This window comes from Pantoea sp. BJ2 (assembly GCF_040255075.1).
GTDB lineage: Bacteria > Pseudomonadota > Gammaproteobacteria > Enterobacterales > Enterobacteriaceae > Pantoea > Pantoea leporis.
The window spans coordinates 221,891-248,667 of sequence record NZ_CP158294.1; the positions used below are offsets into that span (position 1 = coordinate 221,891).

Below are 26,777 nucleotides of genomic sequence, written 5' to 3' on the forward strand. Positions count from 1 at the left end.
ACAAAGCTACAACCCTCTTACTGCAGCGTGTTGGTAACGACTGTAAAACCAGAACTTTCCGCAAATACCCGAGGAAGCCCCATGCTTAAAAACACTTATAAATGGTATTATTTCATTACGCCAACCGTCAATTAAGGCAAATAAGAATGCAAATATTGGTGATTCAAAAAAACATCATCACTGAACTAAGTTCATTCATTACAATCAGCACATGACGCTTCACCTACCAATTAACAAAATATGGTAAGTCAACGATAATAAACTGCAAACGAAAGTAACTCATATGGAGGGTGCCCTGTGCAAAATGTCACCATTTGCGTTCATAGAGATTCATTCCACGCATGCTAAGAGGCTGACCACTTCTTGGATTCATTTCACCTTCGGTGTCATAAAGTGGTGTTGCATGTTATGAATGATTGCTAATTAAAAGTGCGGCAATGTGAATTTATACCTATGCCCAACATTGCTTAATGCCAATGAACAATTTGAATAAAAATCATTGACAAACAAACCAAAGATATTTCATGTTTTTTATACCTTCTTGCCATTTTCATTCGCCCGGATCACGTTTTGTATACTTAACTCAAGGCCATGTCAGATTTACGAACCTCAGATAACGTAGCGCTGCTGAAATTTGTGTATTGCGGTCGGTTCTCTGAGATGGCCGTTCATCAGATCCTGTTTAATGCTTTTAGGCTGAACAGAGCCGGGTATTGCAGTCTGACTTTCAATACAGTTTAAGATGATTCGTCATCAGTTTTAATAACTATACACATAATTCATTAGCGTCGGCTAAATCTGTTCACTGAATCGCCACGGATAATCTAGACACTTCTGAGTCGTTGATAATATAAGTTTTCATATTCAGTCGGTGGCATCTGCTCGCTAGAACCATGCCGACGCTTACTGTTATAAAACATTTCGATGTAATCAAAAATATCGCTTCTGGCTTCGTCTCTCGTTCCGGAGATTTTTTTCTTAATCCGTTCGCGTTTCAGTTGCTGGAAAAAGCTTTCCGCAACCGCGTTGTCGTGGCAGTTACCCCGACGACTCATGCTGCCTTCAAGACCGTGTGATTTCAGAAACGACGGCCACTCATGGCTCGTGTACTGACTGCCCTGACAGAGTGAACCAGTACCTGTTTTTGAGGATTACGCCTCCATACCGCCATAAGTAATGCGTTCAGGACAATCTCTTATGTCATGCGGGGTTGCATTGACCAGCCGATAACTTTTCGGGAAAACAGGTCAACCACCACGGCCAGATACAGCCAGCCTTCGTGGGTTCGGATGTAGGTTATGTCCGTCACCCAACACTCATCCGGTGAGTCAGGATTGAACTGCCGCTGGAGCCTGTTGGGTGCCACGATGCTGGTTTCGCCTTTACGTGACCGTGGGCTACGGTACCCAACCTGAGCTTTTATTCCGGCACGCTTCATCAGCCGCCAGACCCGGTTCACTCCGCACGGCTGCCCGGTATCACGCAGATCGAGATGGATCTTGCGATAACCCTAGACACAGCCAGACTCAAGACAGAACTGTTTGATCTGCCCGGTCAGCATGTGGTCTGCCTGGTGACGCTGTGAATGTGGCTGCTGAAGCCAGAAATAAAATCCACTCGGATGGACATCCAGAACCCGACAGAGCAAACGAACAGGCCAGCAACGGCTGTTCGCGGATAAAGGCGTACCTCAGTCGGACAGCTTTGCGAAGTACGCCGCGGCTTTTTTTAATATGTCCCTTTCGTCGGTAACCCGCTTTAACTTTTTCTGAAGACGACGGATCTCGGCCTGAGCATCTGACTGTTCATTATTAGTGGAAGAATCCGGACCGTAATTCTTTATCCAGGCGTAAAGGCTGTGGGTGGTGATATCGAGACGTGTTGCAACGCTGGAAACAGAATGACCACGATCAACAACCTGTTTGACTGCTTCAATTTTAAACTCTTCAGGATAACGCTTACCGCTCATGGGCACCTCTCTTTAAGTCATCTTAAATGACTCTGAGGTGTCTGTTAAACCCGTGGCGATTCATTCTCATTTTTAGCCCGTTGATTTTACCTTTATTAAAAGTGATATTTACAGATGATCAGCATAATTATACTTCATCCTCGTGCTATGGTATGAGCGTATTCAGGAATACGACGGCGTCCTGTAAACCGTCGCCCCCCGATATTCCTGCCCCCTTGACAGTGAGATCAAGAATAGCAATCAGTGTACGGTTCATCACAGGATTTTCTGAGTGCGAAAGCGCTATCAGATTTAAAGCTAATCTCTTTTGTAAATTCTGACTGCCTGAAAGGTTTCTTTGTGGTGTTTATACATATCAGTAAACCCATCACTCCGAAAATTAATTAATAACTAACAAGCCATTAAACCACCATTTTAACAGCGCAGATCTGCCCCTTCTCCGAATCCGACATGAGGCATTAAGTCACTGACAACACAGCCAAACACGTGCCAAAAGAACCATAATGGTACATTAAAAAATTAGGGGATCTTAGAAAGCATGAAATAACAAACCCCGGCAAATTACGCCAATTTTAATATAAAAACACGCTACAACCCTCCCTTAGTTACCGTGATTTCTGATTAAATAACAAACCTTAACCTTGAAGTGGATACTCCGGATTTGTAATATGCGCCGCAACGTTTCGCAGACATGTTTATTTATTCAACACTCTACACCCGTTGTTTATATTCAACCGTTTTATTTTTTGCGCAAACGTTACAATTTAAGTATCAGACCTGGTCTGACTTTAGAGCTTATTTCTTTGCTCCATGCAAAGAATGACTGACGGCTCGTTATCCACTTTTATTTGAATGGAAATTATCTAAATGATGAAAAAATCTATCTTAGCTGCAGCGATTATTCTTAGCTCCGTTGGTAACAGTGCTTTTGCTGTTCAGGATGCCACTATTACCTTCACCGGCAAAGTGACCGCAACAACCTGTGACGTAAGCAGCGGTGGCGATCAGGAAGTTAACTTCGGCCTGATTGCAGCAGATAGCTTTAAAGGTGTTGGTACTCCGGGCGCCGAAGTGCCGTTCTCCATCAAACTTTCTGGGTGCGAATCAATTTCTCAGGCCACCGCAACATTTGATGGACAGGCAGACAGCACAGATAAAACCCTGATAGCTAACACCGCAACCGACGGTGCAGAAGGTGTCGCTTTCGCTATTTATGAAGCAGATAAAACCACCAAAATCGATCTCAACACGGAATCTAAGCCAGTGGCGGTAGATCAGGGCGGGAACATTGAAATGAAGTTCTGGGCTAAGCCCGTTGCGACAGCAGAAACCATAAACAACGGTGATCTGAAAGGACAAGCTGTCGTCAATATTCTTTACAAGTAATCACCCTCTCATATCACCCGTGCTTTGTTGCGCGGGTGTTTATTTTTTTGCTGCAAGTGGTCAAAGAACATGCGCCTGTTTAATAAACTCATCTTATGCGCCCTATTTATGGCGAGCATTCAAACCGCGACCGCCGGCGTAAGCCTTGGTGCAACGCGTGTCATTTATAACGAAAAAGATAAAGAAACCGCTCTTGAAGTAAGAAACGCGCCAGATGAAGGTGCGGCAGAAAAAGCGTTTCTAATTCAGTCATGGGTCAGTAATTTTGACGAAGCGAATAAATCTAAAACGCCATTTGTATTCACTCCGCCCCTGTTTAAACTCGCGTCGGGTAAATCCAACCGCCTGCGTCTCACGGTCACTGATCTGGCTGCATTGCCCTCAGACCGGGAAAGTATTTTTTTGATTAATGTCAGGGCGATTCCCAGCACCCAAAAAGAAAGCTCATCGAACGCACTTGAGATCAGTTTCCAGAACATTATCAAGCTCATTTATCGTCCAGCCGCGTTAACAAGTGAAAAAGCAGCAGTGGCTTATCGGGAATTAAAAGTCTCCCGCGAGGGTGACATTATCGTAATGAAAAACAGCACACCGTATTACATCTCAATCGGCACGCTCATGTCTGGCGATAAAAAAATTGATAAGTCGATTACGGTCCCCCCTGCCATTAACGGCAAAGATGGTGAAATCCGCATTGAATCAAAAACGCGCGGAACCCTTACCTGGAATGCCATTAACGACGGTGGCGGTATGACCAGCTCAGTGAGCAGCGCCGGCTAAATCCTTTCGCAATTAAATGAGAATAAATCATGTCCTGTAAAGCGCAGGGGACGCCAAGGCTCACACCCCTATCACTTTTCATCTCCCGTCAGATTGCCCGGGGATGCATGCTCGGCTCACTCGCCCTGTCAGGCACGGCTATATCTGCTGAAGGCGAATGGTTTAACCCTGCAGCCTTATCCAGCCTTGAAGGTACACAAGCTGTTGCTGATCTGAGTGCGTTCAATGATGGAACACAGCCTCCGGGAAAATACCGAACAGACATTTACGTCAATGGCGATTACATTGAAACCAGCAATGTGACCTTTGTCAGCCGCGATAATACGCTCGTGCCAGAATTCACTACTGGCTACTGGATGTCGCTGGGATTAAAGCCCGAAGCGTCAGCTGAACTGACCGCTATGCCTGCTGACAGTGTTATCACGGATCCCGCCAGTTACATCAGCGGCATTACAACGTCGTTTGACTACAACATCACACGGCTTGATATCAGTATCCCGCAGGCTGTACTGCGTTTTCGTGCACGCGACTTTGTCGATCCGGCCTTACGCGATAACGGCATTCCTGCCGCAATGGTTAACTACAACCTCAATTACAACAATAACTGGCGTAATGAGGCAGACAGTGATTACAGCAATCTCTTTCTGCGCCTGGATAGTGGCCTGAATTTAGGTGGATGGCGGCTTCGTAACAACTCATCATTCACGCGTAACACCGGTCAGCAGCCATATTACGACGAAAATGGCAGACGCATCGTCCGGGAAAAAACAGTCAACGACTGGCGAAGCATGAATACGTACGCCTTTCACGACATTGCGCCGTGGGATGCGCGACTCACGCTCGGGGATTCTTCAACGCCAGGTGATTTGTTCGACAGTATACAATATCGCGGTATACAGCTTACCTCTGATGACAGCATGCTACCGGACAGCCTGCGCGGTTTTGCGCCCGTAGTGCGGGGAATAGCTCGTTCAAATGCTACGGTTACGGTCAGACAAAATGGGACAGTTATTTATACAACATCCGTCGCACCCGGCCCGTTTGAGATCAGGGACATTTATCCTACAGCAAGCAGTGGCACTCTCGATATCACGGTAAAAGAGGCGAATGGATCACAGACGAATTTTGTTCAGCCCTTCTCCGCGGTGCCCGGTATGCAGCGTGAAGGCCGGTTGAGATTTTCATTAACCGGCGGCAAATACCGTGCGTGGTCTGATAGCGTTCGAGAACCTGGCTTTCTGCAGGGTACGCTGCAATATGGCATCCTGGATGGTACGACAGTCTACGGCGGAGCCATCGCTGCACAGGACTATAAATCGGCGATGCTTGGAGCGGGTCAGGGGCTTGGCAGATTTGGCTCTTTGTCCCTCGACGTTACGCATGCAAACACCCAGTTAGATGGCGGTCCCGCGCGTTCAGGTCAGTCAGTACGCGCACAGTACAATAAAGACATTTTACAAAGCGGCACCTCGTTCGTTCTGGCAGGCTATCGCTATTCTACATCGGGTTATTATGACTTTACTGAGGCTGCTCAGCGGTTGCCACAGGGGACAACATTTGATGAAGACGACCCGTTTGACTACTGGCGACGCACGCACAATAAACGTAACCGGCTGCAGGCCCAGGTCAGTCAGCAACTCGGCGATTACGGCTCACTCTCCTTTACTGCTTATCAGCAGGATTACTGGGGAGAGTCTGGCAGTGAACGTACTATGTCGCTCGGGTATTCATTTGAGTTCAGCAACCTGTATTTCAATATCAGCCTCAATGACTCGCGTTATCCGCAGTTTGAAGCGGACCGCAGCGTCTACGCCAGCGTATCAATACCGCTTAGCAACTGGCTCAGTAACAGCCGTGCCACTTACTCGGCCTATCACGATAATGAGGGACGCAGCCGTCATCAGGTTGGCCTGAGCGGTCAGGCGCTTGAAGACAGAAGCCTCAACTGGAACGTACAGGAAGGCTGGGCGAATAAAGGTGAAGGTAATAGCGGCTCAGCGTACGCAAGCTGGAATGCTCCGCTCGCCAACCTCAATGCCAGCTACAGCTATGACGGTAACGGTCGTCAGGCTAGTGCCGGTATGAGTGGATCAGTGATTGCTCACCCTTATGGCGTTACGCTCGCCCAGTCGCTGGGCAATACGGCAGCGCTGGTACGGGCTCCGGAGGCAGGGGGTGTCAGCGTGCTAAATCAGACGGGCGTTAAAACTGACTGGCGTGGTTATACAGCAACTCCGTATATCACCCCCTATCGCCGTAATAATGTCAGCATTGACACCATGAGTCTGCCAGACAACGTGGACATCGAGCAGACTTCCCAGGTGGTGATCCCTACTTACGGCGCCCTGGTACTGGCTGACTTTAAACCGACCGTGGGTGCACGCGTACTGGCCACCCTGCGACATAACGGAAAACCGGTACCGTTTGGAGCAATGGCAACGCTTATGTCAGGTCAATCTGACGAGGTGGTAAGCAATAGCATCGTAGGTAGTGAGGGTGAGGTCTACCTTAGTGGAGTGAAGGGGACATCGCGCGTGAAGGTGTCATGGGGCAAAGAATCCGGACAGCAATGTGAAGCGCCCGTCACGCTCAAAAAGCAGGATGAGGGCGCCAGACTGCGCATGGCCGAGCTTAACTGCAGATAACGGAGAAAAGCCGGGCGGTATGGCCCGGCATATCGCATCATGCCTTTCTCTCCATAAGACAATACCAAAACTTACGAGCTTTAGTTTATGGCGTCGGGATTAAGTAAAAAATAACATCAGGTTAATGACCGTCGTGTTTAATCCTGTCTACATAGGTCGCGTGCGTTTTTTGAAATTCAACAACTTGAGTAAAATTAAATGAAATGTATAACGAATCTACTGCATCCTCTCAAAGTTGCACCCAAAATATTCTTCAGTATGCTCACGCTAATGGGATTAGTAGTTAGCGCGAATGTTAAGGCTGACTGCAGTAACGGGAAAGAAACTTCCATAGAAAGAACCATAACGGGTTACTATTATTTGGGTGAATGGTCAGTCTTTAGCATCGAGCCGATACGCGAAATTTTATTCAATCCGGTGGATAAAAAATGTGACATTGTTTTTGAAAGAGTTAATGGAACTATACCAGATTCTTGGCAAGTGGATTACCCGGTGAGTTACAGATGGATAAATAGTCAATTCAATACCCAGACATGGCGTGGGAGCCATCCCCTCTCCATTACCTCAATAGAAAAAATAATTAGCATGGGAGTTGGCGCTAAATTTCTCGTAAATAAACCGACTAAAACTGAATGGAATCGTGAGCCGCTATTTCGCATCCTTCGAAAATCAGACAGAGCAGTCATATTAACAGTCTATATTACCGGAAAACTTGAGGCTTTTCCTGCAGATATCGTGACATTTAACCGTTCGGTGTCTCTGAAAGCAATCTACGCTCCAGCCTTTACGGGAATAAATCAACCTGTAGCATCGCATGCGGAATCTATGGGTATCAAAGTCACTACCAATGGTACGCAAAATAGCTACATCGACTTCACAAGTGCGACCCTTACCAGTGATGGCGCTTTCATTGTTCCATCTAAAGGAAAAGAAACGGGAGTGGCAATTTGTGTTTATGATCAAACGGCTGGTCAATGCATCAGGCCCAATGAAAAGGTTAAACTTGAACGAGGTTTAAATCAAAGTTTGCTGCCCTATTCGTTAACTTATGTAAAAACCAGAGAGTCAGTCGCGGCAGGTGATATTTCTGGAACACTTACAGTGCGACTCTTTACTGATTGATAAATCCATCAGTTCGCTGCAGATGACCGCCCTTCGATGCCCGTGACTGAATCTGTGATAAAAAGGGCGGTCTTTAATCAACAGAAATATCACGCACTCTGCCCAGCTCAGTGCAAGTTGTAAAGGTTATAATCCTGTCACTGGCGGAATTTACGAACACGAGTTTCGGAGAAATAAGAGGTAAAAATCAGCCACTGTACTGGCTTAATCTCCAGCCCTCACTTCCCCCTGCTCGCTGTATTAATTCTATTGTGCATATCGTCCCAATTACTTTAAAAATTCATTAACATGCTGGTCAATGAATTCAGAATTCACTCAGCTTTGCTGGCCGTTGACCATGGTATCATTACTGGATAATTAAGTCTTGTAGCGGGTTTTTATCAGAGAGCCACTGGCCATGACGTTACTGTACAGTCTGCTCCCCCTTAATTCAGGCCATTCTGTTCTAAAAAGTTTATAAAATTAAAGCTGTTCAGCTCATGTGCATGTTGTTTACGCGCAGGCAAAGCGTTGAACGTGTAATCTGCTTATTCATCACCCTTTTCTGCGGTCAAATCCTGCACTCATGCTACACACCTTCTCTTGAAAAGCGCGTAAAAAGACATTTACCTATCAGGCGAGGTTATTATTCAAGCGGGAGCAGAAGTTGAATTATTATTAATTGATATATCAGACGTATGGATTTAATCCGGGTTTACCGGGGATGATATTCAGCGTTACGATGCAGACTTAAGTCATCTGATAGCTGATTTCGAAATTAAAGTTGCAATAATTGCATATGAGGAGATCCATATTAGCCCAGAAGAGCACCCATTTCTGATCATAACCGCAGGCAAAGACCTCACTAAATAAATAAGCATGTTTTACATTATATTCTATTAAATAAATTTAACGCACCCGCTGTTTTTTTGCGTCTGCCGGTCTGCTCGCGCCTTATGGCTCGGTAAGAACAAGTAGAATTACGGTATACATCGAAGAGGATATACTGAGATTAGCACGCACTCCGAAGCATTTATAGTCGGACACTTGGCTGGAGAGGATGCTTTACTGGAAAAGATGCAGTTAACAACACATAACTTCGGACTCTGCCATCAGGAACTGCGCCGCAAGGGTATGGCATTAATATCAGCATGATGAGCCAGAAAAGGCCTACTGCTAAATCCAGTTCTGCGTGCTCTACCGGGACTAAGTGAAGAAACAAAAGCGCAGCATGCGGAAGCTGCATATGGCCGTTGAAAAGCTGTTCCTGGACTACTGTGCTCCCATTGTGCCCGTGGTTAATCCCGATACTGGCGTTATCCGCCACGCGCAGATCTACGTTGCCACGCTTGGTGCATCAAACTACACCTACATCGAAGCCAGCCCGGCGCAGGATCAGGAAAGCTGGCTGATGGCGCACGTGCGGGCCTTTGAGTTCTTAGGCGGCGTGCCGCAGCTGCTTGTGCCTGACAATCTTCGCGCAGCGGTTAAAAAAGCGGACCGCTACGATCCGGTACTTAATGAAAACTATCAGAAATTTGCGCGACACTACAATACAGCTGTACTGCCCGCCCGTCCTATCATCCTAAGGACAAAGCAAAGGTAGAGAACGCGGTGCTGGTCGTCGAGCACTGTGTGCTGATGCGTCTGCGCCATCAGGTGTTCCACACCTTCGCGCCCTCAACGTGGCGTTGGGCGGCCTGCTGAAGGAACTCAACCATCGCGCGTACCGGCATTATCCCGGCAGCAGCCGTCAGACACGCTTCGACGCGCTTGACCGTCCCGCCCTGACCGCGCTGCCGCGATGCCGTTATGAATACACTGATATCCGGCGGGCAAAGGTGGGGCCAGATTACCACGTGCTGTACCAGCGTCACGCATACTCCGTCCCGCACGCTCTCGTCGGATCCCATATCGATATCGAGGCGGGCACGCGTCTGGTCAGGCTGTACCATCGTGGGCAGATGGTTGCACAGCATTCAAAAGCGCTGAAAGAAGGCGGCTTCACAACGCTCAACGAGCACATGCCCGAATTACACCGCCATTAGCGCTGGAGCCCGGAGCGTCTGCTCAGCTGAGGTGAGAGCATCGGCAGCGTGACACGCACGGTGGTCGCATGGAATCTGAATGAGCGGAAACATCCGGAACAGGCTTATCGCAGTGCCTGGGGCTGCTGTCGCTGGTGAGGAAATATGGAGACGCGCGGCTGGAAACGGCCTGTCAGCAGGCGCTGCTGCTGGAAAGGCCCCACCGGCAAGTCATCGTGAACCTGCTGGCCAACCGCCGCGAAGGCGAGTCAGCACTGCCGCCTGAAGCAGAAGATGACATCGCTGAGCACGAGAACGTGCGCGGCGCGGGTTACTATCACTGACGGAGAAAAACGTATGCAGGATAATAGGTTGCAGGAACAGATACGGTCGCTGCGGCTGGGCCATATGCTTAGCGCGCTTGAGCTGCAGTGGACACAGCCGGGCACTTACGGTGAGCTGGGGTTCGAAGGGAGGCTGAGTCTGCTGCTGGAGCACGAACTGCTCCAGCGTGAGGCGACAAAGGTCTCGCGGCTGAGACGGCAGGCAAAACTGAGGCTGTCGGCAACGGCATCGGGGCTGGACTGGCGACCAGAGCGGGGTCTGAAACGACAGCAGATGGGCGAGCTGATGACGAGTGGCTGGTATCACCGACAGCAGAACATCCTGATAACGGGTCCGACAGGGTGCGGCAAGACATATGTCGCCTGCGCGCTGGGTTAACAGGCGTGCCAGCAGCATGTTGCGATTGGCTACAGGCGTCTGTCGCGATTACTGGACGGGCTAAATACGGGGCATGCCTACGGCAGCTACCGTAAGCAGCTACTGCAGCTGTCGAAAAAGACGGTACTGTTCCTTGATGACTGGGGTCTTGAAAGGCTGACGACGCGGCAGTCATCAGATCATCTGGAAGTCATGGAAGACAGGTACGTAAGAGTCAGTACGCTGGTGATAAGCCAGCTGCCGGTACCGGAGTGGTACAAAATGGTGAGCAATCCGACAGTAGCGGATGCGCTGATGGACCGTCTGGTGCATAACAGCCACCGTATAGTACTGAGAGAGGAACCACTAAGAAAAGTGACGTAAACCAATCACGCAGAGTAAAAAATAAGAAAGTGAAAAAAGTGCAGAAAGCGGGTAATCGGAATCAACAATACAGTGATCGCAACCAGCGAAATATGCACTTTGAACGGGAGCCATGATCCCGGCATCAGAACCCGTGCTCACAATGAGGCAGGGTATAACACGCTAAATTGAAACGCATTTTTGCGATGCAGGCTCCCTATGGCAGGGCTGAAGCTAAGAACTACTTCACCGTGCTTTGACTGTTGCCTTCCCAACCAGTGCCTCTTCGCCTGACTGGACAATGGGGCAGCCCTGTCTCTTATGCCGTAAACGCCTCTGTTCGCGTACATAACCTGAGCGGCAGTTGGACTGTTAATCCAACGCCGGAAGGGGGCACTGATTCTGGCAGCGTGTGTGCCCTTTACCACAACGTTACCTGACACCAGATCGCAGGCTTAGCATATGCCAGTAGCTAATTGCGAGCGAAATACGGTTCAGTAAATTCATCTTACCTACCTTCCCTATCGTTAATCCCGGTACCGGAATGGTCGTCTGGCGCATGAGGTGACATAAAAACGCTGAGGGAAGTTCATGCAGTCTGGATAAGGGATGCCCGGTCCGCTACGGTCTGGTGGCGTGGCGGGTAGACCAGAAAAAAGCCGCCCGAAAAAGGCGGCTTGTCATTATTTCTTTGATGTGGAAGAACGGCATTTTCGGCACCAGCTCTGATTGGTAGCACCTGAAGGTACAGTTCTTAAACCAAACAGAGCCGAAAGTTGCGATGCCGTATGCGCTGTGGTGGCGTTACAGCATGGACATGTATGAGGCAGACCAAGATTTCCGGACATTTTTACATCATTCCTTCTTTCAAAAAAAAATTAAATAGCAGCATCATGACTGATGCTGCGTATTCTGCACTTACTCAGTGTTATCCGGGGTACGATAAATCTGTAGCCAGTATCGACCAGCAACGCTGGTAGGTGGAGCGAATTCATTATCACGAATGGTGCAGTATCGCCCAAACTTCTGTACTACCGAATGGTTTGTTGTATTCATGGTGCATTCCTGAAATGAACCACCATCACGGCCAACTTTGTTATGTGGCGCGACATAAATTGCCATTTGTCATCCTTTTCCAGAGGTTAAAGGGCACAGTGCCCTTTCTTCATGTGTGGTTATTAGATCCACTTTTCAATGGAGAGGTTTGAGTTTTTTTCATGGTGAAGCGTCTCTCTCCTATTGCTCAAAGACATCGAAATGCTTACACCTCAGCCTGCTCTGGAACAAGATAGATACATCACTTGCACAGTTAAGCACTAGGGAGAGAGAACGGGTAAAGTTCGTTCATCTTTAGGACATGGGGGAAAGTTCTTTGGCCCTGCCATTACTCACATGGGAAGGCTGAAACCCAAGACACGAAAGTTTAGCTGATACATGTAGTTATGGTTCAGGGCAAATCCTTAACATTAAGTTTGATAATGAGCAGTGAGACAGCGTCCTGAGCTTTACCAGCCCAAACGACACGTTATCGGTTAGTCCGGAGAGCGGAAAGCCTCGAGACTGCTGATGAACGGGTCATTGTTGTGGTCTGTAACCTGCCTGATGCCGGAAGTGAAATGTGGAGATGCAGGCGTTTTCCTGACTCTTCATTCATCGCCCTTTTAATGATGGCCAACCCGATTCAGCGGATGCACATCTCAAAGTGGCATGAACGTTAATCACCTTTATCTGCATAACGGACATCATGTGGGACCTGAAACTGAATGAATGCATAACCCTCAGCAAACCGTTCGGACTACTTAAAACTAAAGGTCTCCTGGACCCCGAACGTGATAATGTTTAATTGCCATAGAACCGATAAATTATCAACCATTTAAATAATGTACAGCTATTATCACATACTATTACCATCTACTTACTTAATTGTCTTTTTTGATGTAAATATTCAACCACGACCCAATCGAATTTAACAACACGCCTGTAGTCACATTACCCACTCATTTACCGTAATTGCTGTTGACTACCGTATTTAATCTCGAGATGGATTGCACGCAAAACCATAATGACAAGCAACTAAATATTTTAAAGCCATAAAGTTAAAGTTTATTAAACACAGAAAGGTAAAATAGAAGAAAATAAATGCGATTGCCAGTTGAATAATTATGCACAAAATAAAAACATAAAAACATATTTATAACATAACCACAACAAACGAGGTGCTGGAAAAATAATCCTGCATACTTTAATTCAATAGTTAACCAGTATGCATTTATATATACCGTATGCCGTATTATCACCCGATTGAACTCTGAATCCATTCAGACACTTTAAAACCTATGTATTTATGAAAAAAACAAATCCTTTCAGTTTTCTGAAACACGTTAAAAAACAGCACCGGAGAAAAGATGTTATTAAAGACAATGCACTCATCCCATCCCTATGATACGGCAGGTTTAATTAAAGCAGGCGTGGTTTCTACCAGTCTTGATACCTTTAGAGCAAACATAACACATCAACTAACGGCAATACAGAATTGTTCAATTACCATTTCGCCTGAAGAATACAAAATATTAACAAGCGGTAAACTGTCGGAAAATTTCAGCGAACCTTTAGTTTTTGATAAAACTCATTTTAAGGGGTTGAGTGTTTTCAAAGATCTGGTAAGTCATGAATCGACTCTGAAGGATAATGGCCTGTCGAGATCAATACTGGGCCTGATACAAGGAAAGTATCCAGAAAAAGCATTCAGTTTCACATGTAAAAAAATTGTCTGTAGCGGGCTTAAAGCCATTCCTCTGACAGCAGACGAGTACAAGGCTGGCCTTCCCTTCCAGCTCAGCCGCAAAACAGGGCACTGCGATTTCCCGGGGCTGGCTGGTGGGAATTACCCCATAGCTGAATATTTATCAGCCGATCTTCTTTCAGTGAAGATTATTGACGAGAAGGATAATTATATTGGTCACTTTAACATCTGCAAAACAACCGAAAAGAACTTTTGCTTTGGAACGATTGCTATGAGATTGCTATGATGAACATGCATAAAGGGAGTCTTTATAGTGCTAAACATTTGCAGCACCTTCTGCTCAAGGTCGCCACCCAGTTACTCAAAGATTATCCTGAGGCAAAAAACGTTTCGCTGGGATTTGGAGGAAGTAATCTTAATGTTTTATACCCTGGTGTGTTCAAATCCCATACTCACCAGTTTCAAAGCCTGGGCTTAATACGCCACGCAGATACTTCCCTGCTTTCGGAAGCTAAAAAGGATCCCGCTAACAACCATAAATTATCTCTGGCAATAAAAACTGTTGAACGACTTATAAACCGACCAATCAATCTGACATCAGTTAACATCGAAAATCAGGATGCCATCGATATGCGCCCTGAGGACAGAAAAGATTTCAAGAACAGTTTCACATTAGTCACTGCTGAAAACAGTGAACAGTATAAAACGGGAATATTGACCACCAACAGGGTTATAGAAAACTACGAGAAAACGCGCCGACCCACTGATGAACAAAAAAATAATCGTCTTATTGGCAGTCAAACGGTCATCGAGTATAAGGGTATAAGTACCACATATTGGGCTGAAAGGAATCTTGCTCAGGCAAAACGCTAAATCCGACAGGCTTCTGTAAACACGTGCTTCCTAAAATACGCCACAGATTAAAGATTGTAAGATGTTTATAGTCATGTTGATTAATTATGGCGCAGGTAAGGGACAGCTGGCTGAAGCATCCGGCGCATGAGAGTTGTACTGTTACGCTTTGAGCGCCACCATTCCATCTGTTGCGACCTGCACACTCGTGGCATCGTTGATCTTCGAAAATCAGGCCCAAATGTCTGCTCATGCACCCTTTCATTACATTGTGCAAGGAATCAGGGCATATGGAGCCAGCAACAGCATTCAATCAGGCTGGACGTACCTCACCGTAATATAATCCCGTTACCCGCAGAGACCATAAAGTCCGGAGAGGATAACCTCTCCGGCAGATATTACTAACGATATCGTTCCGGCCAGATTTCAGCAGGGTCTTTATCAAGGAACTCCGCAATGATCCGCTCTGCTCGTGGCCAGGGACGATAGAAAACATTGGATAAACTCGAGGAGGATAAGCCGGCCTCTCTGGACAGCGCAGAGAGACTGCTGCCGGCTTTCCGAATGGCACAGAGAATATCGGCCCTGTGCCAGTTACAATGGGGAGGTGTCGACTCAACCGGTACATTAATTACATTATCAGTACCGGCCACAAACACCTGTTCAGTACGCTGCTCGTCGTGCATAGAATGCTCCTTGGGTGGCGAATCGAACAGGGTTTGCAGACCAGTGAAACCAACTGGCGAGGTAGAAACCTCCCCCATCCGACCCGCCATTGAAATTGAAGACGAGCACGGCTGGACATGATGAATTAACATCCTGTCTGGTTTCATTAAGGGCTGCAAATCCCTGCCATCATTTTGATAGCTCCTAAACTTTATAATATCGCAGAGCATTTAGCAACGTAACATCAATGCGTTACTGCCTTTGAATAAAGAATTTAATATGCTCAGAGACATTATTCGCGAATAATATTCACATTATGAAAGCATCGCCTTACCTGAGACATTCTGATAAAGGGCAAACAATTAAACGCGTAATGACTGAATGTTCTGGCCCCAAAGGGGGTTAACCGTGCAGGATGACCTGACTGATTACAGTCATCATGAACAAGTTGTATCCGATAAAAGAGGTTTTCACATATGCATAGTTTTAACCATCTCAGCGCCGGAGCATGCGAGCATACCAACTACAGTGAAGGCTAGAATCAGTCACCGTACCGCCATTTGCGTCACGTTATGAGGTCGCTTCGGAGCTAAAGCCTACAGAATCCGAGCAAAACCTGCACTCAGATTTTGTGTTCACTGTAATCAGTAACTCAAAATCGCCTGTGACTACCGTTTAAGCGCAGGTTATAAGAGGCAGGGTGCAGAATGCCAATAGACAAGCATAAGCGTTGGATGAACTCGCGTTGAGCATAAACGAGAGCTGTGCTCGTGGTTTAAGCTATTGATTCTGGCGGGGTCACGTACGTTAAGGCAGCAACCCACGCAGTTTTGACTGCAGCCACAAGGTCAGCTTCTTCAGCACCTCTCCCAGCCACGCCTGAGGCTCATGAGCGTTCGGCGCGCCGTGTGCAGCAGCGTCAGCAGGTCCACCATCCTTTCCCCGCCGCTCAGCGAACCCGCGAAAAGCCAGTCACGCTGGCCGACCTCCACCGGACGTATCAGCTGCTCACAGCAGTTGTTGGCCAGCGGCAATAGACCGTCCCCCTTATTAGTCAACAGCAGCGGCCAATGCTTCAGCGCCTACATGAAGGCCTTTATGTAACGCGCGCCCCGGGTTTCTATGGCTGGTTGCTTCACAGCAACCAGCCATAGAAACCCGTCAGGTGCGCTTCGCGTAGCGCTGCCATCACCGCCGCTTCTGCGCCGGCGACCGGGCTGTTATTTTTCGCCCAAGCTGATAAAAGATAACGCATCTGCTCCAGCGCCTCCTTTGCCTCCAGGCTGCAGTTCATCTTGTACAGCGCCATGAACTTCCGCCGCATGTGCGACCGGCAGTCGGCCTCGAGGATAGCAAAATGCAAAGGGTTGCCTTGGGCGGCAGTAGTAAGCCACCACGTCGCGCGCAGAACCTACCGCGCTCACGAACGTCCGCAGGTATCCGCTGAACGCCGCTAGGCATGCGTCCGCCTCGCCGATCCAGTTCGAGACCGGACTCACCGGCGGGTTTCCTCTTTTGAAGACGACATTTATACTGACGGTGCAGCGGCAGGTGGTCCAGCACCTTCGCGATGATGGCCTGCGCCCGGACGACTTTCTATGGCAGGTTCTGACTGCATTACAGATAACTTCAAAGTACACGAGCCCTCTTTCGAAAGGGATCTCAGACTCGTCAATCAGCCTCAACTGGAGGTAGAGATAGGAAGTGAATAGCAGGACGGATATACAGTTCTGCGCATAACCCTGAATTATGTCACTCGCATCAGCCTTTCTGCCATAATCCTTGTTCACTGCTGCCACTCTATTCGGGCAGCAAATACGACTCGTATTAAGTCCTGGCAACGCCCTCCTGAGCCTGAATCATTACCCGGTAATGGTGTATCTATCGGAACATTAGTAAAATTAGCCTGGTTTTTCTTCCCAGGATTGAGACGGCTTTCGGCTAAAAACTGCGCTACCTGCTCAATACACTGATTACGGCAGCTGGAGCAAAAGCTATTAAAAAAATCATCAGCACCAGCCATAGCAATGGCTTGTTTCAACACCCCGGCATAAACCATTACGCTTGCATTCATTTTGAATACAGTAACGTTGAACTGAAAGAATAAGCCGGAATATCACCGGCTCATTCAACGGTTAAACTTAATCCTTATCTTCAACCTGTATAGTCGCGCCACTGCTGTCAGTAGAAATCAGAGTGATCAGTTTCCCTGAAAGCGTATCATACAAGGTTTTGCCCGGCATCAGCGGGGCATCTTTCATATCATCCGTCTCTGGAGTAGCATCAACGAGTGTATTTGTGAGAACAGCACCATTGTAAGTTGCAATACGTACTGTCACCCCCTTAACAAAGGGATTATTTTCCGGCCAGTTTTCGAAACCGTCACGCGGCTGCCTGAACTCCAGAACTAAAACAGACCCATCTGAGCGGGTAATTCTGTAACCCTGAGCTCCACCATCCTGCCAGAGGGGTAACAGATAGTATGTACCTGCATTTTTAATTTCTGGCACGTCCTTATCCTGCAACCATCCCGCGAATAACTGATAATTTACCGGATACATTCTGCCTCCACCTCCGCCCATCGTATCTCCCGCATCTACACCTGACCCAATCGTGCATTTGCTGCCGAGTTCAACGGTATCTCCGTTAACAGGGCATTTACGAAGTGTTGTAATGTGCTTCAAACCGATGTTATGACCAAACTCATGTGACCACATCCAATATTTGTGACCTGAACCATTCCCAATAACCCAGTTACCCGGTGTAGCGGCTAGTCCATCCCATTTACATGTGGATAAAAATGAAATATCTACAAAAAGATAATTATAATCGTTAGGCTCAATTCCTTTTTCACGGGCTGCTTTTCGCGCACTTTCAAGGAGTTGTGAGGAGGTACATGCTGCAGGACGATCACCAAGGTTTATGTCCTGCAAAAATGTGCCATTAATGCTTAGCTTCCCGCGTGAAGCGGATTTTAAATAATGCTGCAAGGATACATTATCATCCCCGTCACCGAATACGGCTTTTCTGACTAATTCAGGGTTTGCAGGGGCGACATCGTTGAAATGTGTCGCCATCAATAATACTTTTTTATTGCCTGTCACAGGATTTTTTGGCGAAGGTATCTCACCGGAATAATCCCAGCTTTTAGATTCTGTATCAGCTGAAGCAGACATTTTGACTGTTTTAGTCTGCGCTTCAGCGACAAAAAATTCATTATGACCTGCGTCATTTTTGTACTTGTTTTTTAAAAAAATCACCTGGCCCGCACGCGTGACACTCCATAACCTCATAGAGGTGTAACCATCGCCACTGCATGTTCCAAGCTGGACAGCACCTCCACTCCCTAAAGTCCTTAAACATTTTCCAGGCGCTGATTCATTGCGAATCATAAACATGCCTATAGTTGATGGCACTAAGGTCCATTTCTGTTCAACCGAATCTTTGCATACACTGAAATTGAGATCGGTTTTATTGTCTGAAGAAGCGAGACAGTATCCATCACCAACCGAAAGGTTTTTAAAAATTGATTGCTCATTATGAAGTTGAACATTTGCACTTAAAGCAGGGAAAGTCATCATTAATGTTAGCATTACATATGTGGATTTCATAAAATGAACCTTATAATGTTAAAACAACATGTTATTGATAAAAGGCGTAAGCAATCATTCGCGAAGGATAAACTGCTTATGAAAGCCAATAAATTCAATAAGATTATAGCCCTCTACATCGGGACTAATCATACGAACTTATCGCCAGATGTCATTACATATACACTGGTACTTCGCACGACTAAAATCATCATAAGTAGCAAATAAATACGCATGCAAATCATGAAGGTTGACAATTATATTGTATAGATTTGCGTAAGGTTTAATCTAAATAAATAATCCGTAAAAACAAATGCAGTACGCTACCCACGTCTCACGCCTTCTGAAAAATTTTATCCAAGTCATGAATTATACAGTTTTACACCATTATTTATAACAGAAACCGCAATTTCTCAAAGATCATAATTCAGCATCATGACCTGTAAAAACAAGCAAGTTAAAACCGGATTTTTTAATTATGAAATAGCGCTCTTTACTAATACAATCTCTTGCAAAAAAAACGTAAGAGGCGGTAGATTTTGCGGTAAATCTTATCGGCACATAAAAAACTCACAACTGAGTGTATTTAAAAAAACACTTAAGTTTATCGCCCCAGTCATCAGGCAATGGAGATTAATTATAATTAACATTCATTCAGAAAATCCATTGTAAAACCGAATAAATTGATAGGGGGTTTTTGATAACCCCCCTCACTTAAGAATGCACTGACAAAAATTTATGTACCCGCACAATTTATTACTTAGCACTGATGAACTTTTAAGCGAAACTATAATTAATCCAGCGTAGCTGGTTGATTAATTATCACGTATAAAGCTGATGCAGGTATCATTTACTAGGAAACATTTGAGTTTTTATCTGAAACCGCCTGGCATATCCAAATAAGATTCAGGCCTCTAACATTCGTAAGTAATACTGCAAAGCTCAAAAACCACTTACGATAAAGTTAAACGTAATAAATATAAAAATTGACCTGGATCAATAGCAGTTACTTTAAATTTAGATATCCTAGGCGGTTTGAACATGACAAAAAAATGAATCTAATTGCAGAGTTTTTCTATAATCACTGGCAATCAGTAAAGATTGCCAAAATATTTTCATTGGCGAAGGTATCGATTTATTAAAATTTGATAAAATCGTTGAATTTCAGAAAACTGTTTTCAGCATTCTGCGCTGACGATACCCATGCAACTCTAACCACTCGAATTATTTTTCTACCCGGAGCCCCACTTATTATGGAATTAAATGCTGTTTCTCACAGATTAAAATCCACAATTTTATCTGAACATGACAAAGTGCAAATCAAAAAAACAGCACTTTTTTTTGATTTCACTGCCGCAAGAAATGAGGCCGACAAGATAAATGATATCAAAACAAAAATACTTTTGACTTCACTTGAGCATACATTGGCAAATTTTATTATTAGTGCGCGCAAATATGACACATTGAAAGCAAATAAAAAAAACGTCATCAACTTTCACAAACATAATTTAAAACTGAGTGAAGATTTAGCCGTACTGAGCGTTAAAATAATCAATTCCCCACCTGGAGCTTTTAAACAAGAACTAGTTCAGCTCGAAGAAAAATCTAAGAAATTATTTATTGATAGGAAAGATTTTGAGTTAAAACACTTGGTATTTAAAACCCCCACCACCTAAATCCGGGAATAAGCATTGACCGGTTGACTCCGATTAACTTAACAACACCGCGTCACTTTAAATTTATATTCTCTTTATTTTTGCTCAGTCATATTAAATCTCAATTTAATCAACCCTGATACTCCTGATGGGTTGGTTGAAATAACTTATAAAAAGTTTTCCATGAAACCTAAAAGGTTGTAGTCAATACTCATGCAGAGGAAAACTAATTTTTAGTCATCCATTTGGAACCAGTACATTCATCATAAAACGTACAGAACAGACTGACTCTCACTCTTCATCGCAATTAATCAGTCTTAAAAACCTGCTCATGAAAAGTATCGTTAATCAGACATTACTTAGGTTTATGGGGCTAAAAATTCATAACAGTGCGGCCATGGACATTTACCAAAAAGAACTTTCAAAAGCAATTAAATTTTGAAACTTTACCCTTATTGAGACGTTGAGATCATTAAATATTCCAAAAGTAAATCTCATTACTTTTAACCCATCAAATAGTTGCATAATATGAAAGCTTTACAGCTAATTAATGCAAACACCACCAAGATTGTTTGTGTCATGCTATCATCAGTTTCTGCTAAATTGTAATGCGGCGCACACGAGTAACTAAAGCGATATGGACGTAAGTAATGAGTACGTATGAAAATATTGCTGACATCTTAAAATTGCGCCTGCATAGGATTAGTATTAGCAGGTATCGTTTCGATAAACAATGTTACGAAACATTGCTTGTTATTTAATAATATTCAATTAAGACATCTTACATGATTCTATGATGTTTGTACTTTTGTATCTGAGTACCTTGTTTATGGTTGTTGTGTGTAATTGTGTCCAGTGTACCCTCTTAATTTATCAATTCCTGTTGATGACTTTACGGCCTAAACTGGCCGTTTTTTTTGCTTTATAAACAGACTTTAGCGCCATTTCAATACTCATCAGTAAGGGTTGAATACGCTGGAGTTGGTTAGTACAATATTCGCTGATAACATTCAAGACTCTCATAAGCCAGTTTATGACTCCCCGTTACTAATTATTGCTACCAATCAGTGGTAGACAGCTAAAGCCGGGGGTTAACCCTTTTCACTTTCAACATGAGATAATGAATGTTCTACAACGATTTTTGTCATGGTGCTGTGAAAGTTAGTTTGAAAATTATTTACTGGAGGATGGATACTCATTCATACTTTTGAGAAATTCATGTTATAAAGTGTAGAGGCAATAGTTATCAGCTTTCAACTCTCTCGCGATTTTTAAGTATCCTTTTATTATTTCAATCCAAAAGATCCATCGTGCATATTTATTCGAAGTTTCAATGCCAGCATTAACTAAAAATTGATGAATCCCATTATCCCGGATCTTATTTATTTCAATAGTTGTATCAGCTCATCAACGGATAGCTGATGACCACTATTCTTATCCAGATAATGGCTTTTCCGTTATGTACACGATGCGAAAAGAAACTCTTTATTCATCATGTTCTCTAACGAAAGTCTATATTCATTAAGAAGACCAATAAATACTCACTCCGTCAATTGCAAACATCAGTAACAATTTACTCATTATGGCGCGTATTACACTTTAAATATTCGTAATCACACTCACGCCATCTTCATGTTTACAACTCTTATCTCACGTCCTTCAATGAGTATGGCTAGATGGTGTTATAATTGGTACACCTCAGGTGTCAGATTGTTTGGTGACTTGTGTGAAGGTTCACAATTATATCCTGAAAACCACTGCATTGAGCTTTCCCGTACTTCGTTTAGCATCCGAAACAGATTGAAATCGAGTATTGCTGTGCTGTACATACGGTTAAAGCGTTCAATAAATGTATTCTGAATTTGTTTCTTTGGTTCGATAAATTCCAGTGTAAGCATACCTGTTTTAGTTCCATACACTTTTTGAGATTCCCGGTTTCTCAGCCATCAGCCGGTATTCTTCCGACGTCAGGTTATTCAGGGGTTCATGAGGCCGCTCGTTGTTGTATTCATTCAGCCAGCGCTCCGTAATTTCCCGGGCTTCATTCAGCGTTCTGAACAGGTAAAAATCCAGGATTTCTGTCCGGTACGTTCGGTTAAACCACTCTATAAAGGCGCTCTGCGTTGGCTTACCCGGCTTAATAAATTCCAGCGTCTCTCCGTGCTCTTCAGTCCATTATGCCAGCGCCAGTGATATCAGTTCTGGCCCGTTATCCATCCGCATTTTCAACGGATATCCACGGTTTGCCACTATCCTGTTCAGCACCCGAACGACCCGCTGTGTCGGGATATTCAGGTCAATTTCTATCGCCAGAGCCTCGCGGTTAAAATCATCCACGACGTTGAAAGTCCGAAAACGTCGGCCACATGTCAGTGCGTCGTGCATAAAGTCAATCGACCAGCTCTGGTTGAGTGCTTCCGGCGTGGCCAGCGGAGCCGGATTTCGCACCGGCAGACGTTGTTTACCTTTACGCCGAAAATTCAGTTTCAGCAGGCGGTAAATCCGGTGTACGCGCTTGTGGTTCCAGACGTGGCCCTGCCTACGAAGCACATGAAACAGCTTCTTAAAGCCGTAGCCGGGATAGCGTTCTGCCAGTTCAGTCAGTGCCTGGATCACCGGTTCACCACGTCGCGTGTCCGGTTTATAGCGAAAAACTGTCCTGCTCAGCGATAACGTCCTGCATGCCTGGCGTATGCTCATCGTAAACTGCGCGGTCAGATAGCTGACGAGCTCACGCTTTATCGCTGGTTTTAAAGCTTTTTTTTGGTAACGTCTTTCAGCGCCCGGCATTCCAGACTCAGGTCGGCAAACATCTGCTTCAGGTGGCGATTTTCGTCCTCCTGATCTTTCATCTTCTTGATATCAGAGGCTTCCATACCACCAAACTTCGCTTAGCAGTTGTTATACGCGGCCTCGTATATTCCCGCTTCGCGACAAACATCTTTGACTGCACGTCCAGCTTCGACGGACTTCAGGACGGCAATGATCTGGTGTTCGGTGAATCGGGCTTTGCGCATGGTAATCTCCTTCGGGGACATAGTCAGTATGTCGGAAGATCTCTAAATGTGAATGGTCCGCTTTGCAGGGATGCTTACACGATATGCTATTAAAAACCGACTCCACCGTGATTCGTATCCAGAAAACCCACCTAGAAAAAAATATATCACTTGACTAATTATAGAGTAGAAACTAATTGGCTAAAATTTAAAAATACACAGATCAAAAGTCACATGTTTGCAGTTTATAAAAACTTCGTTATCATTTTATGCAAACACAATACAAATGATTTATGCAATACTCTTTACAACAACTTCTGTATTTCGCTGATATGTTTGCTTTCAATTAAGTGCTGATAGTAAAAGTAAGTGGTGCAGATTAATGGCTTATAAACCATAGCTGCTCTATAGATTGTTTTTATTAAATAATTTTTTAGAAAATTCTGTTAATCTGGTTAATGTGCCAACTACGGGAAAACATCACGATTGTGTTTTAGAATTGATGTAAGTAATTATATTTTAAAATATCCTCTTTAAATAGTACTTAAAACCTTGTTGATTAAGGTTAGCTATGAATTTACAACTGAGTGCTTTCGTGTGTACTGTGTGTTCGTGTTCGTGTCCAGAGTACCCTCTCTAGATATTTTCTATTTCTCTTGGAAAATTTCCGGCCTGAAATGGCCGTTTTTTTTTGCAAAAAAAGTAAAACAACAGTACAAATCTTTTGAATGGCCATAATTTACAATACAAAATCGCCCCTTTAAAGACAATTGTTATTGTTATAATCCAGAACGCGCCAATAAATTTAACGCACCATCCTTCCTGATTTTATCCACTAAGAATGATCGTTAATCATCTTCTGTCATACTATCAGATTTTACTGGAACCATCTGATGATTAGCACCAGACTTCGACTTGATGGTTTTATAATAATAAATATATTGATAAGCATTTCATTTTGGACGGTAGTTCACTCTTATCGTTAAAGAACTTTTATCAGATGAGTTGCAATAATATTTATTATTAACCCCCCTTAAGCCCAACTATATATCTCTTCTTTCCTGTTTTAATAAAACTTTCGACAGCTATATATATTTAATTATTTGAGCTTTCGATACCGGCGTTGACTAACAATAAATCTATATCTTCCTCATTAACGTTTATCTTCCTCAAGAGTATTATCAGATCATCTAATGATAGTTTACATCCACTCTTTTTATCCAGATAATGTGTTTTTCGCTGGGTACCCGATGTAAAAGGAGACTCTTTATTCATGATGCCCTCTGCCGGTAATATTTCCTTCCCCAGAAGACCAGCAATCTTCTTTCCCGTCAATTGCCTAAATCAGCAGCAACTTACTGATTTGGACAATCAAAAAAACAGGTTATACCTTAAGTAAGACTAAACTCACCCTCAAGCCAGTAATGGCTTAATTCTTATTTATCGCCATTGCCACATTATGTAATTAATTGTTTTTTCTATAGTAAATAAATCTTCTTTGTAGTTTACGCTTAACCTTAGAATTAACCTTTACTTAAAGTACATACCCCATTACCAACATTACCCAAAATAATCGACTGGCATTACTAACTAATTCGATTATCCATGCTTTTTAGATGGCGACCGTTGTGCACCATAAGACACATAGCTCCCGCGTTGTAGGGTTGCTCACCTTCTATAAATGGCGTTTTTCCTGATATTGTCAGCCGGTCCCGCTGGAGGAACCAGGTTCAGTACTGACGGCAGATACTATACGTTGCAAAGAAATAATCGTCGTTTCAAAGTTCTGAAGGTCGTACCAGTTCATGCAACAATCCGCATTCCTCGGGTAAAATTCAACGATAAGCGGCAGAGCGGTACGGGCACGATCAGATGCATACGAATACACCGTATTGACAGATTTAGAACAAAAAATACCGGGCAGGTGGGTTCTCCCTGACGGAAAAGGTTTCAAACTTACATGAGTGGGCCCCACGTAAAGCCAGACAGTAGAAGTCTCTTAACTTAAGAGATAGGCTTGAATATATGTCTAACACTAACCCTAATTTTGAAATGACCGAAATACTGTTGGGCCAAGAAGCCCGTCGGCGTAAAACGCCACAGGAAAAGATCGCCATTATTCAGCAGTCGATGGAGCCGGGAATGTCGGTATCCCATTTCCCGTCTGCATGGCATTCAGCCCAGTCTGCTGTTTAAGTGGAAAAAGCAGTACCAGGAAGGCAGCCTCGCCGCAGTGGCTGCCGGAGAAGAGGTCGTTCCGGCTTCAGAACTCTCCGCCGCGCTGAAACAAATCAGGGAACTTCAGCGTCTTCTGGGTAAGAAGACGATGGAGAATGAGATCCTGAAAGAAGCAGTGGAGTACGGTCAATCGCGAAAATGGATAGCGCATGCGCCCTTGTTGCCCAAGGACAAGGAATAGCACAGGTCAGCCGGGCTTTAGGCGTGTCGCGTGCGCAGTTATCCCTTCGGGTCAATCGTCCCGTCGAATGGCAGAACAGGCGCTGTAACAGGCGGAATGAGGAAGCAGATGCAGAGTTGCTGCCGCGCATCCTTGCGATAATCAGCGATATGCCGGGCTATGGTTATCGACGGGTGTGGGCGATACTGCGGAAACAGTCGCGCAATGAAGGGCTTCCCCCCGTGAATGCCAAACGGGTTTATCGTGTGATGAGCGAGAACGGCCTGTTGCTGTTGCACGATAAAGCGCAACGTCCGCAGCGTGAGCATAACGGTAAAGTTGCAGTGTCAGAAAGCGATCTGCGGTGGTGTTCAGATGGCTTCGAGTTCGGCTGTGATGACGGTGAAAAGCTGCGGGTAACGTTCGCACTGGACTGCTGCGACAGAGAAGCCCTGGAGTGGGCTGCCAGTACAGGGGGTTACGACAGCAGCACGGTACAGGATGTGATGCTGGGTGCAGTGGAAAAGCGGTTCGGTAATCAGTTACCGGAAAAATCAATCCAGTGGCTGACGGACAACGGATCTGCTTATGTAGCGCATGAAACCCGCTGGTTCGCGAGAGAACTGAATCTGGAGCCGTGTACAACCGCAGTGAGCAGTCCGCAGAGCAATGGCATGGCTGAACGGTTCGTTAAAAACGATGAAAAGTGACTACATCGCCTTCATGCCAAAACCGAATGTGAGAACGGCGTTAATAAACCTTGCAGCAGCGTTCGAGCATTACAATGAAAACCATCCGCACAGTGCACTGGGATACCTCTCGCCGAGGGAATACCGGAGCCGACGGATAACGCTAACTTAGAGACAAAAGCTGTCTGAATATAGCGGGTCAAGATCAAGTTTCA

16 protein-coding genes and 5 pseudogenes are annotated in these 26,777 nt (G+C 45.1%); 12 read left to right on the plus strand and 9 right to left on the minus strand.

Annotation, left to right across the window (positions count from 1 at the left end; all coding sequences use genetic code 11):
• Nucleotides 1-824 precede the first annotated feature (824 nt).
• Nucleotides 825-1,969 (minus strand): annotated as a pseudogene (locus AAF463_RS24285) (IS3 family transposase).
• 867 nt (nucleotides 1,970-2,836) lie between these two features.
• On the opposite strand from AAF463_RS24285, the gene AAF463_RS24290 reads away from it, so the two are divergent.
• The 8 genes and pseudogenes from AAF463_RS24290 to istB all read left to right on the plus strand — a co-directional run bounded on the left by AAF463_RS24290 (nucleotide 2,837) and on the right by istB (nucleotide 10,994).
• Nucleotides 2,837-3,355 (plus strand): fimbrial protein, encoded by a 519-nt coding sequence (locus AAF463_RS24290; RefSeq protein WP_350262471.1) that lies wholly within the window; start codon nucleotides 2,837-2,839, stop codon nucleotides 3,353-3,355.
• A 69-nt stretch (nucleotides 3,356-3,424) separates the two neighbouring features.
• Nucleotides 3,425-4,135 carry a molecular chaperone gene (locus AAF463_RS24295; protein ID WP_350262472.1) on the plus strand — a complete coding sequence of 237 codons (711 nt, stop codon included), beginning with the start codon at nucleotides 3,425-3,427 and terminating at the stop codon, nucleotides 4,133-4,135.
• Between the two features lie 107 nt (nucleotides 4,136-4,242).
• Nucleotides 4,243-6,780, plus strand: coding sequence for a fimbria/pilus outer membrane usher protein (locus AAF463_RS24300; protein WP_350262473.1), 2,538 nt, complete (start codon nucleotides 4,243-4,245; stop codon nucleotides 6,778-6,780).
• Between the two features lie 270 nt (nucleotides 6,781-7,050).
• Nucleotides 7,051-7,902, plus strand: a complete 852-nt coding sequence (locus tag AAF463_RS24305) for a hypothetical protein (protein ID WP_350262474.1) — start codon at nucleotides 7,051-7,053, stop codon at nucleotides 7,900-7,902.
• 1,225 nt (nucleotides 7,903-9,127) lie between these two features.
• On the plus strand, nucleotides 9,128-9,487 hold the full coding sequence (locus AAF463_RS24310; protein ID WP_350262475.1) for a DDE-type integrase/transposase/recombinase: 360 nt from the start codon (nucleotides 9,128-9,130) through the stop codon (nucleotides 9,485-9,487).
• Between the two features lie 85 nt (nucleotides 9,488-9,572).
• Nucleotides 9,573-9,929: a hypothetical protein gene (locus AAF463_RS24315; protein ID WP_350262476.1), complete on the plus strand. Its 357-nt coding sequence runs from the start codon at nucleotides 9,573-9,575 to the stop codon at nucleotides 9,927-9,929.
• Between the two features lie 134 nt (nucleotides 9,930-10,063).
• A complete protein-coding gene (locus tag AAF463_RS24320) occupies nucleotides 10,064-10,252 on the plus strand; it encodes a hypothetical protein (protein ID WP_350262477.1) in 189 nt (62 codons plus the stop codon).
• A 13-nt stretch (nucleotides 10,253-10,265) separates the two neighbouring features.
• A pseudogene (gene istB, locus AAF463_RS24325) lies at nucleotides 10,266-10,994 on the plus strand (IS21-like element helper ATPase IstB).
• Between the two features lie 897 nt (nucleotides 10,995-11,891).
• On the opposite strand, the gene AAF463_RS24330 reads toward istB, so the two are convergent.
• Nucleotides 11,892-12,095 (minus strand): hypothetical protein, encoded by a 204-nt coding sequence (locus AAF463_RS24330; RefSeq protein ID WP_350262478.1) that lies wholly within the window; start codon nucleotides 12,093-12,095, stop codon nucleotides 11,892-11,894.
• A 1,283-nt stretch (nucleotides 12,096-13,378) separates the two neighbouring features.
• Between AAF463_RS24330 and AAF463_RS24335 the strand changes: the two genes are divergently transcribed.
• Entirely contained in the window at nucleotides 13,379-14,002 is a 624-nt protein-coding gene (locus AAF463_RS24335) for a hypothetical protein (RefSeq protein ID WP_350262479.1), read from the plus strand.
• Nucleotides 13,999-14,589, plus strand: coding sequence for a hypothetical protein (locus AAF463_RS24340; RefSeq protein WP_350262480.1), 591 nt, complete (start codon nucleotides 13,999-14,001; stop codon nucleotides 14,587-14,589). Before AAF463_RS24335 ends, AAF463_RS24340 begins: the two co-directional genes overlap by 4 nt.
• 380 nt (nucleotides 14,590-14,969) lie before the next feature.
• Here AAF463_RS24340 and AAF463_RS24345 read toward each other — a convergent pair whose 3' ends face one another.
• From AAF463_RS24345 to AAF463_RS24365, 5 genes are all read right to left on the minus strand, one after another.
• On the minus strand, nucleotides 14,970-15,254 hold the full coding sequence (locus AAF463_RS24345) for a helix-turn-helix transcriptional regulator (protein WP_350262481.1): 285 nt from the start codon (nucleotides 15,252-15,254) through the stop codon (nucleotides 14,970-14,972).
• Nucleotides 15,255-16,091: 837 nt separating this feature from the next.
• Nucleotides 16,092-16,292: a transposase gene (locus AAF463_RS24350; RefSeq protein WP_350262482.1), complete on the minus strand. Its 201-nt coding sequence runs from the start codon at nucleotides 16,290-16,292 to the stop codon at nucleotides 16,092-16,094.
• A gap of 77 nt (nucleotides 16,293-16,369) precedes the next feature.
• Nucleotides 16,370-16,543 carry a hypothetical protein gene (locus AAF463_RS24355; protein WP_350262483.1) on the minus strand — a complete coding sequence of 58 codons (174 nt, stop codon included), beginning with the start codon at nucleotides 16,541-16,543 and terminating at the stop codon, nucleotides 16,370-16,372.
• A 477-nt stretch (nucleotides 16,544-17,020) separates the two neighbouring features.
• Nucleotides 17,021-17,308 carry a hypothetical protein gene (locus AAF463_RS24360; protein ID WP_350262484.1) on the minus strand — a complete coding sequence of 96 codons (288 nt, stop codon included), beginning with the start codon at nucleotides 17,306-17,308 and terminating at the stop codon, nucleotides 17,021-17,023.
• Between the two features lie 67 nt (nucleotides 17,309-17,375).
• Nucleotides 17,376-18,845, minus strand: coding sequence for a hypothetical protein (locus AAF463_RS24365; RefSeq protein WP_350262485.1), 1,470 nt, complete (start codon nucleotides 18,843-18,845; stop codon nucleotides 17,376-17,378).
• A 1,232-nt stretch (nucleotides 18,846-20,077) separates the two neighbouring features.
• Here AAF463_RS24365 and AAF463_RS24370 point away from each other — a divergent pair.
• On the plus strand, nucleotides 20,078-20,500 hold the full coding sequence (locus AAF463_RS24370) for a hypothetical protein (protein ID WP_350262486.1): 423 nt from the start codon (nucleotides 20,078-20,080) through the stop codon (nucleotides 20,498-20,500).
• A gap of 1,661 nt (nucleotides 20,501-22,161) precedes the next feature.
• Here the strand turns inward: AAF463_RS24370 and AAF463_RS24375 are convergent.
• A pseudogene (locus AAF463_RS24375) lies at nucleotides 22,162-22,374 on the minus strand (integrase core domain-containing protein); the annotation flags it as partial.
• 10 nt (nucleotides 22,375-22,384) lie between these two features.
• Nucleotides 22,385-23,496, minus strand: a pseudogene (locus AAF463_RS24380) (IS3 family transposase).
• 2,031 nt (nucleotides 23,497-25,527) lie between these two features.
• Between AAF463_RS24380 and AAF463_RS24385 the strand changes: the two are divergent.
• Nucleotides 25,528-26,725: pseudogene (locus tag AAF463_RS24385) on the plus strand (IS3 family transposase); the annotation flags it as partial.
• Nucleotides 26,726-26,777 lie beyond the last annotated feature (52 nt).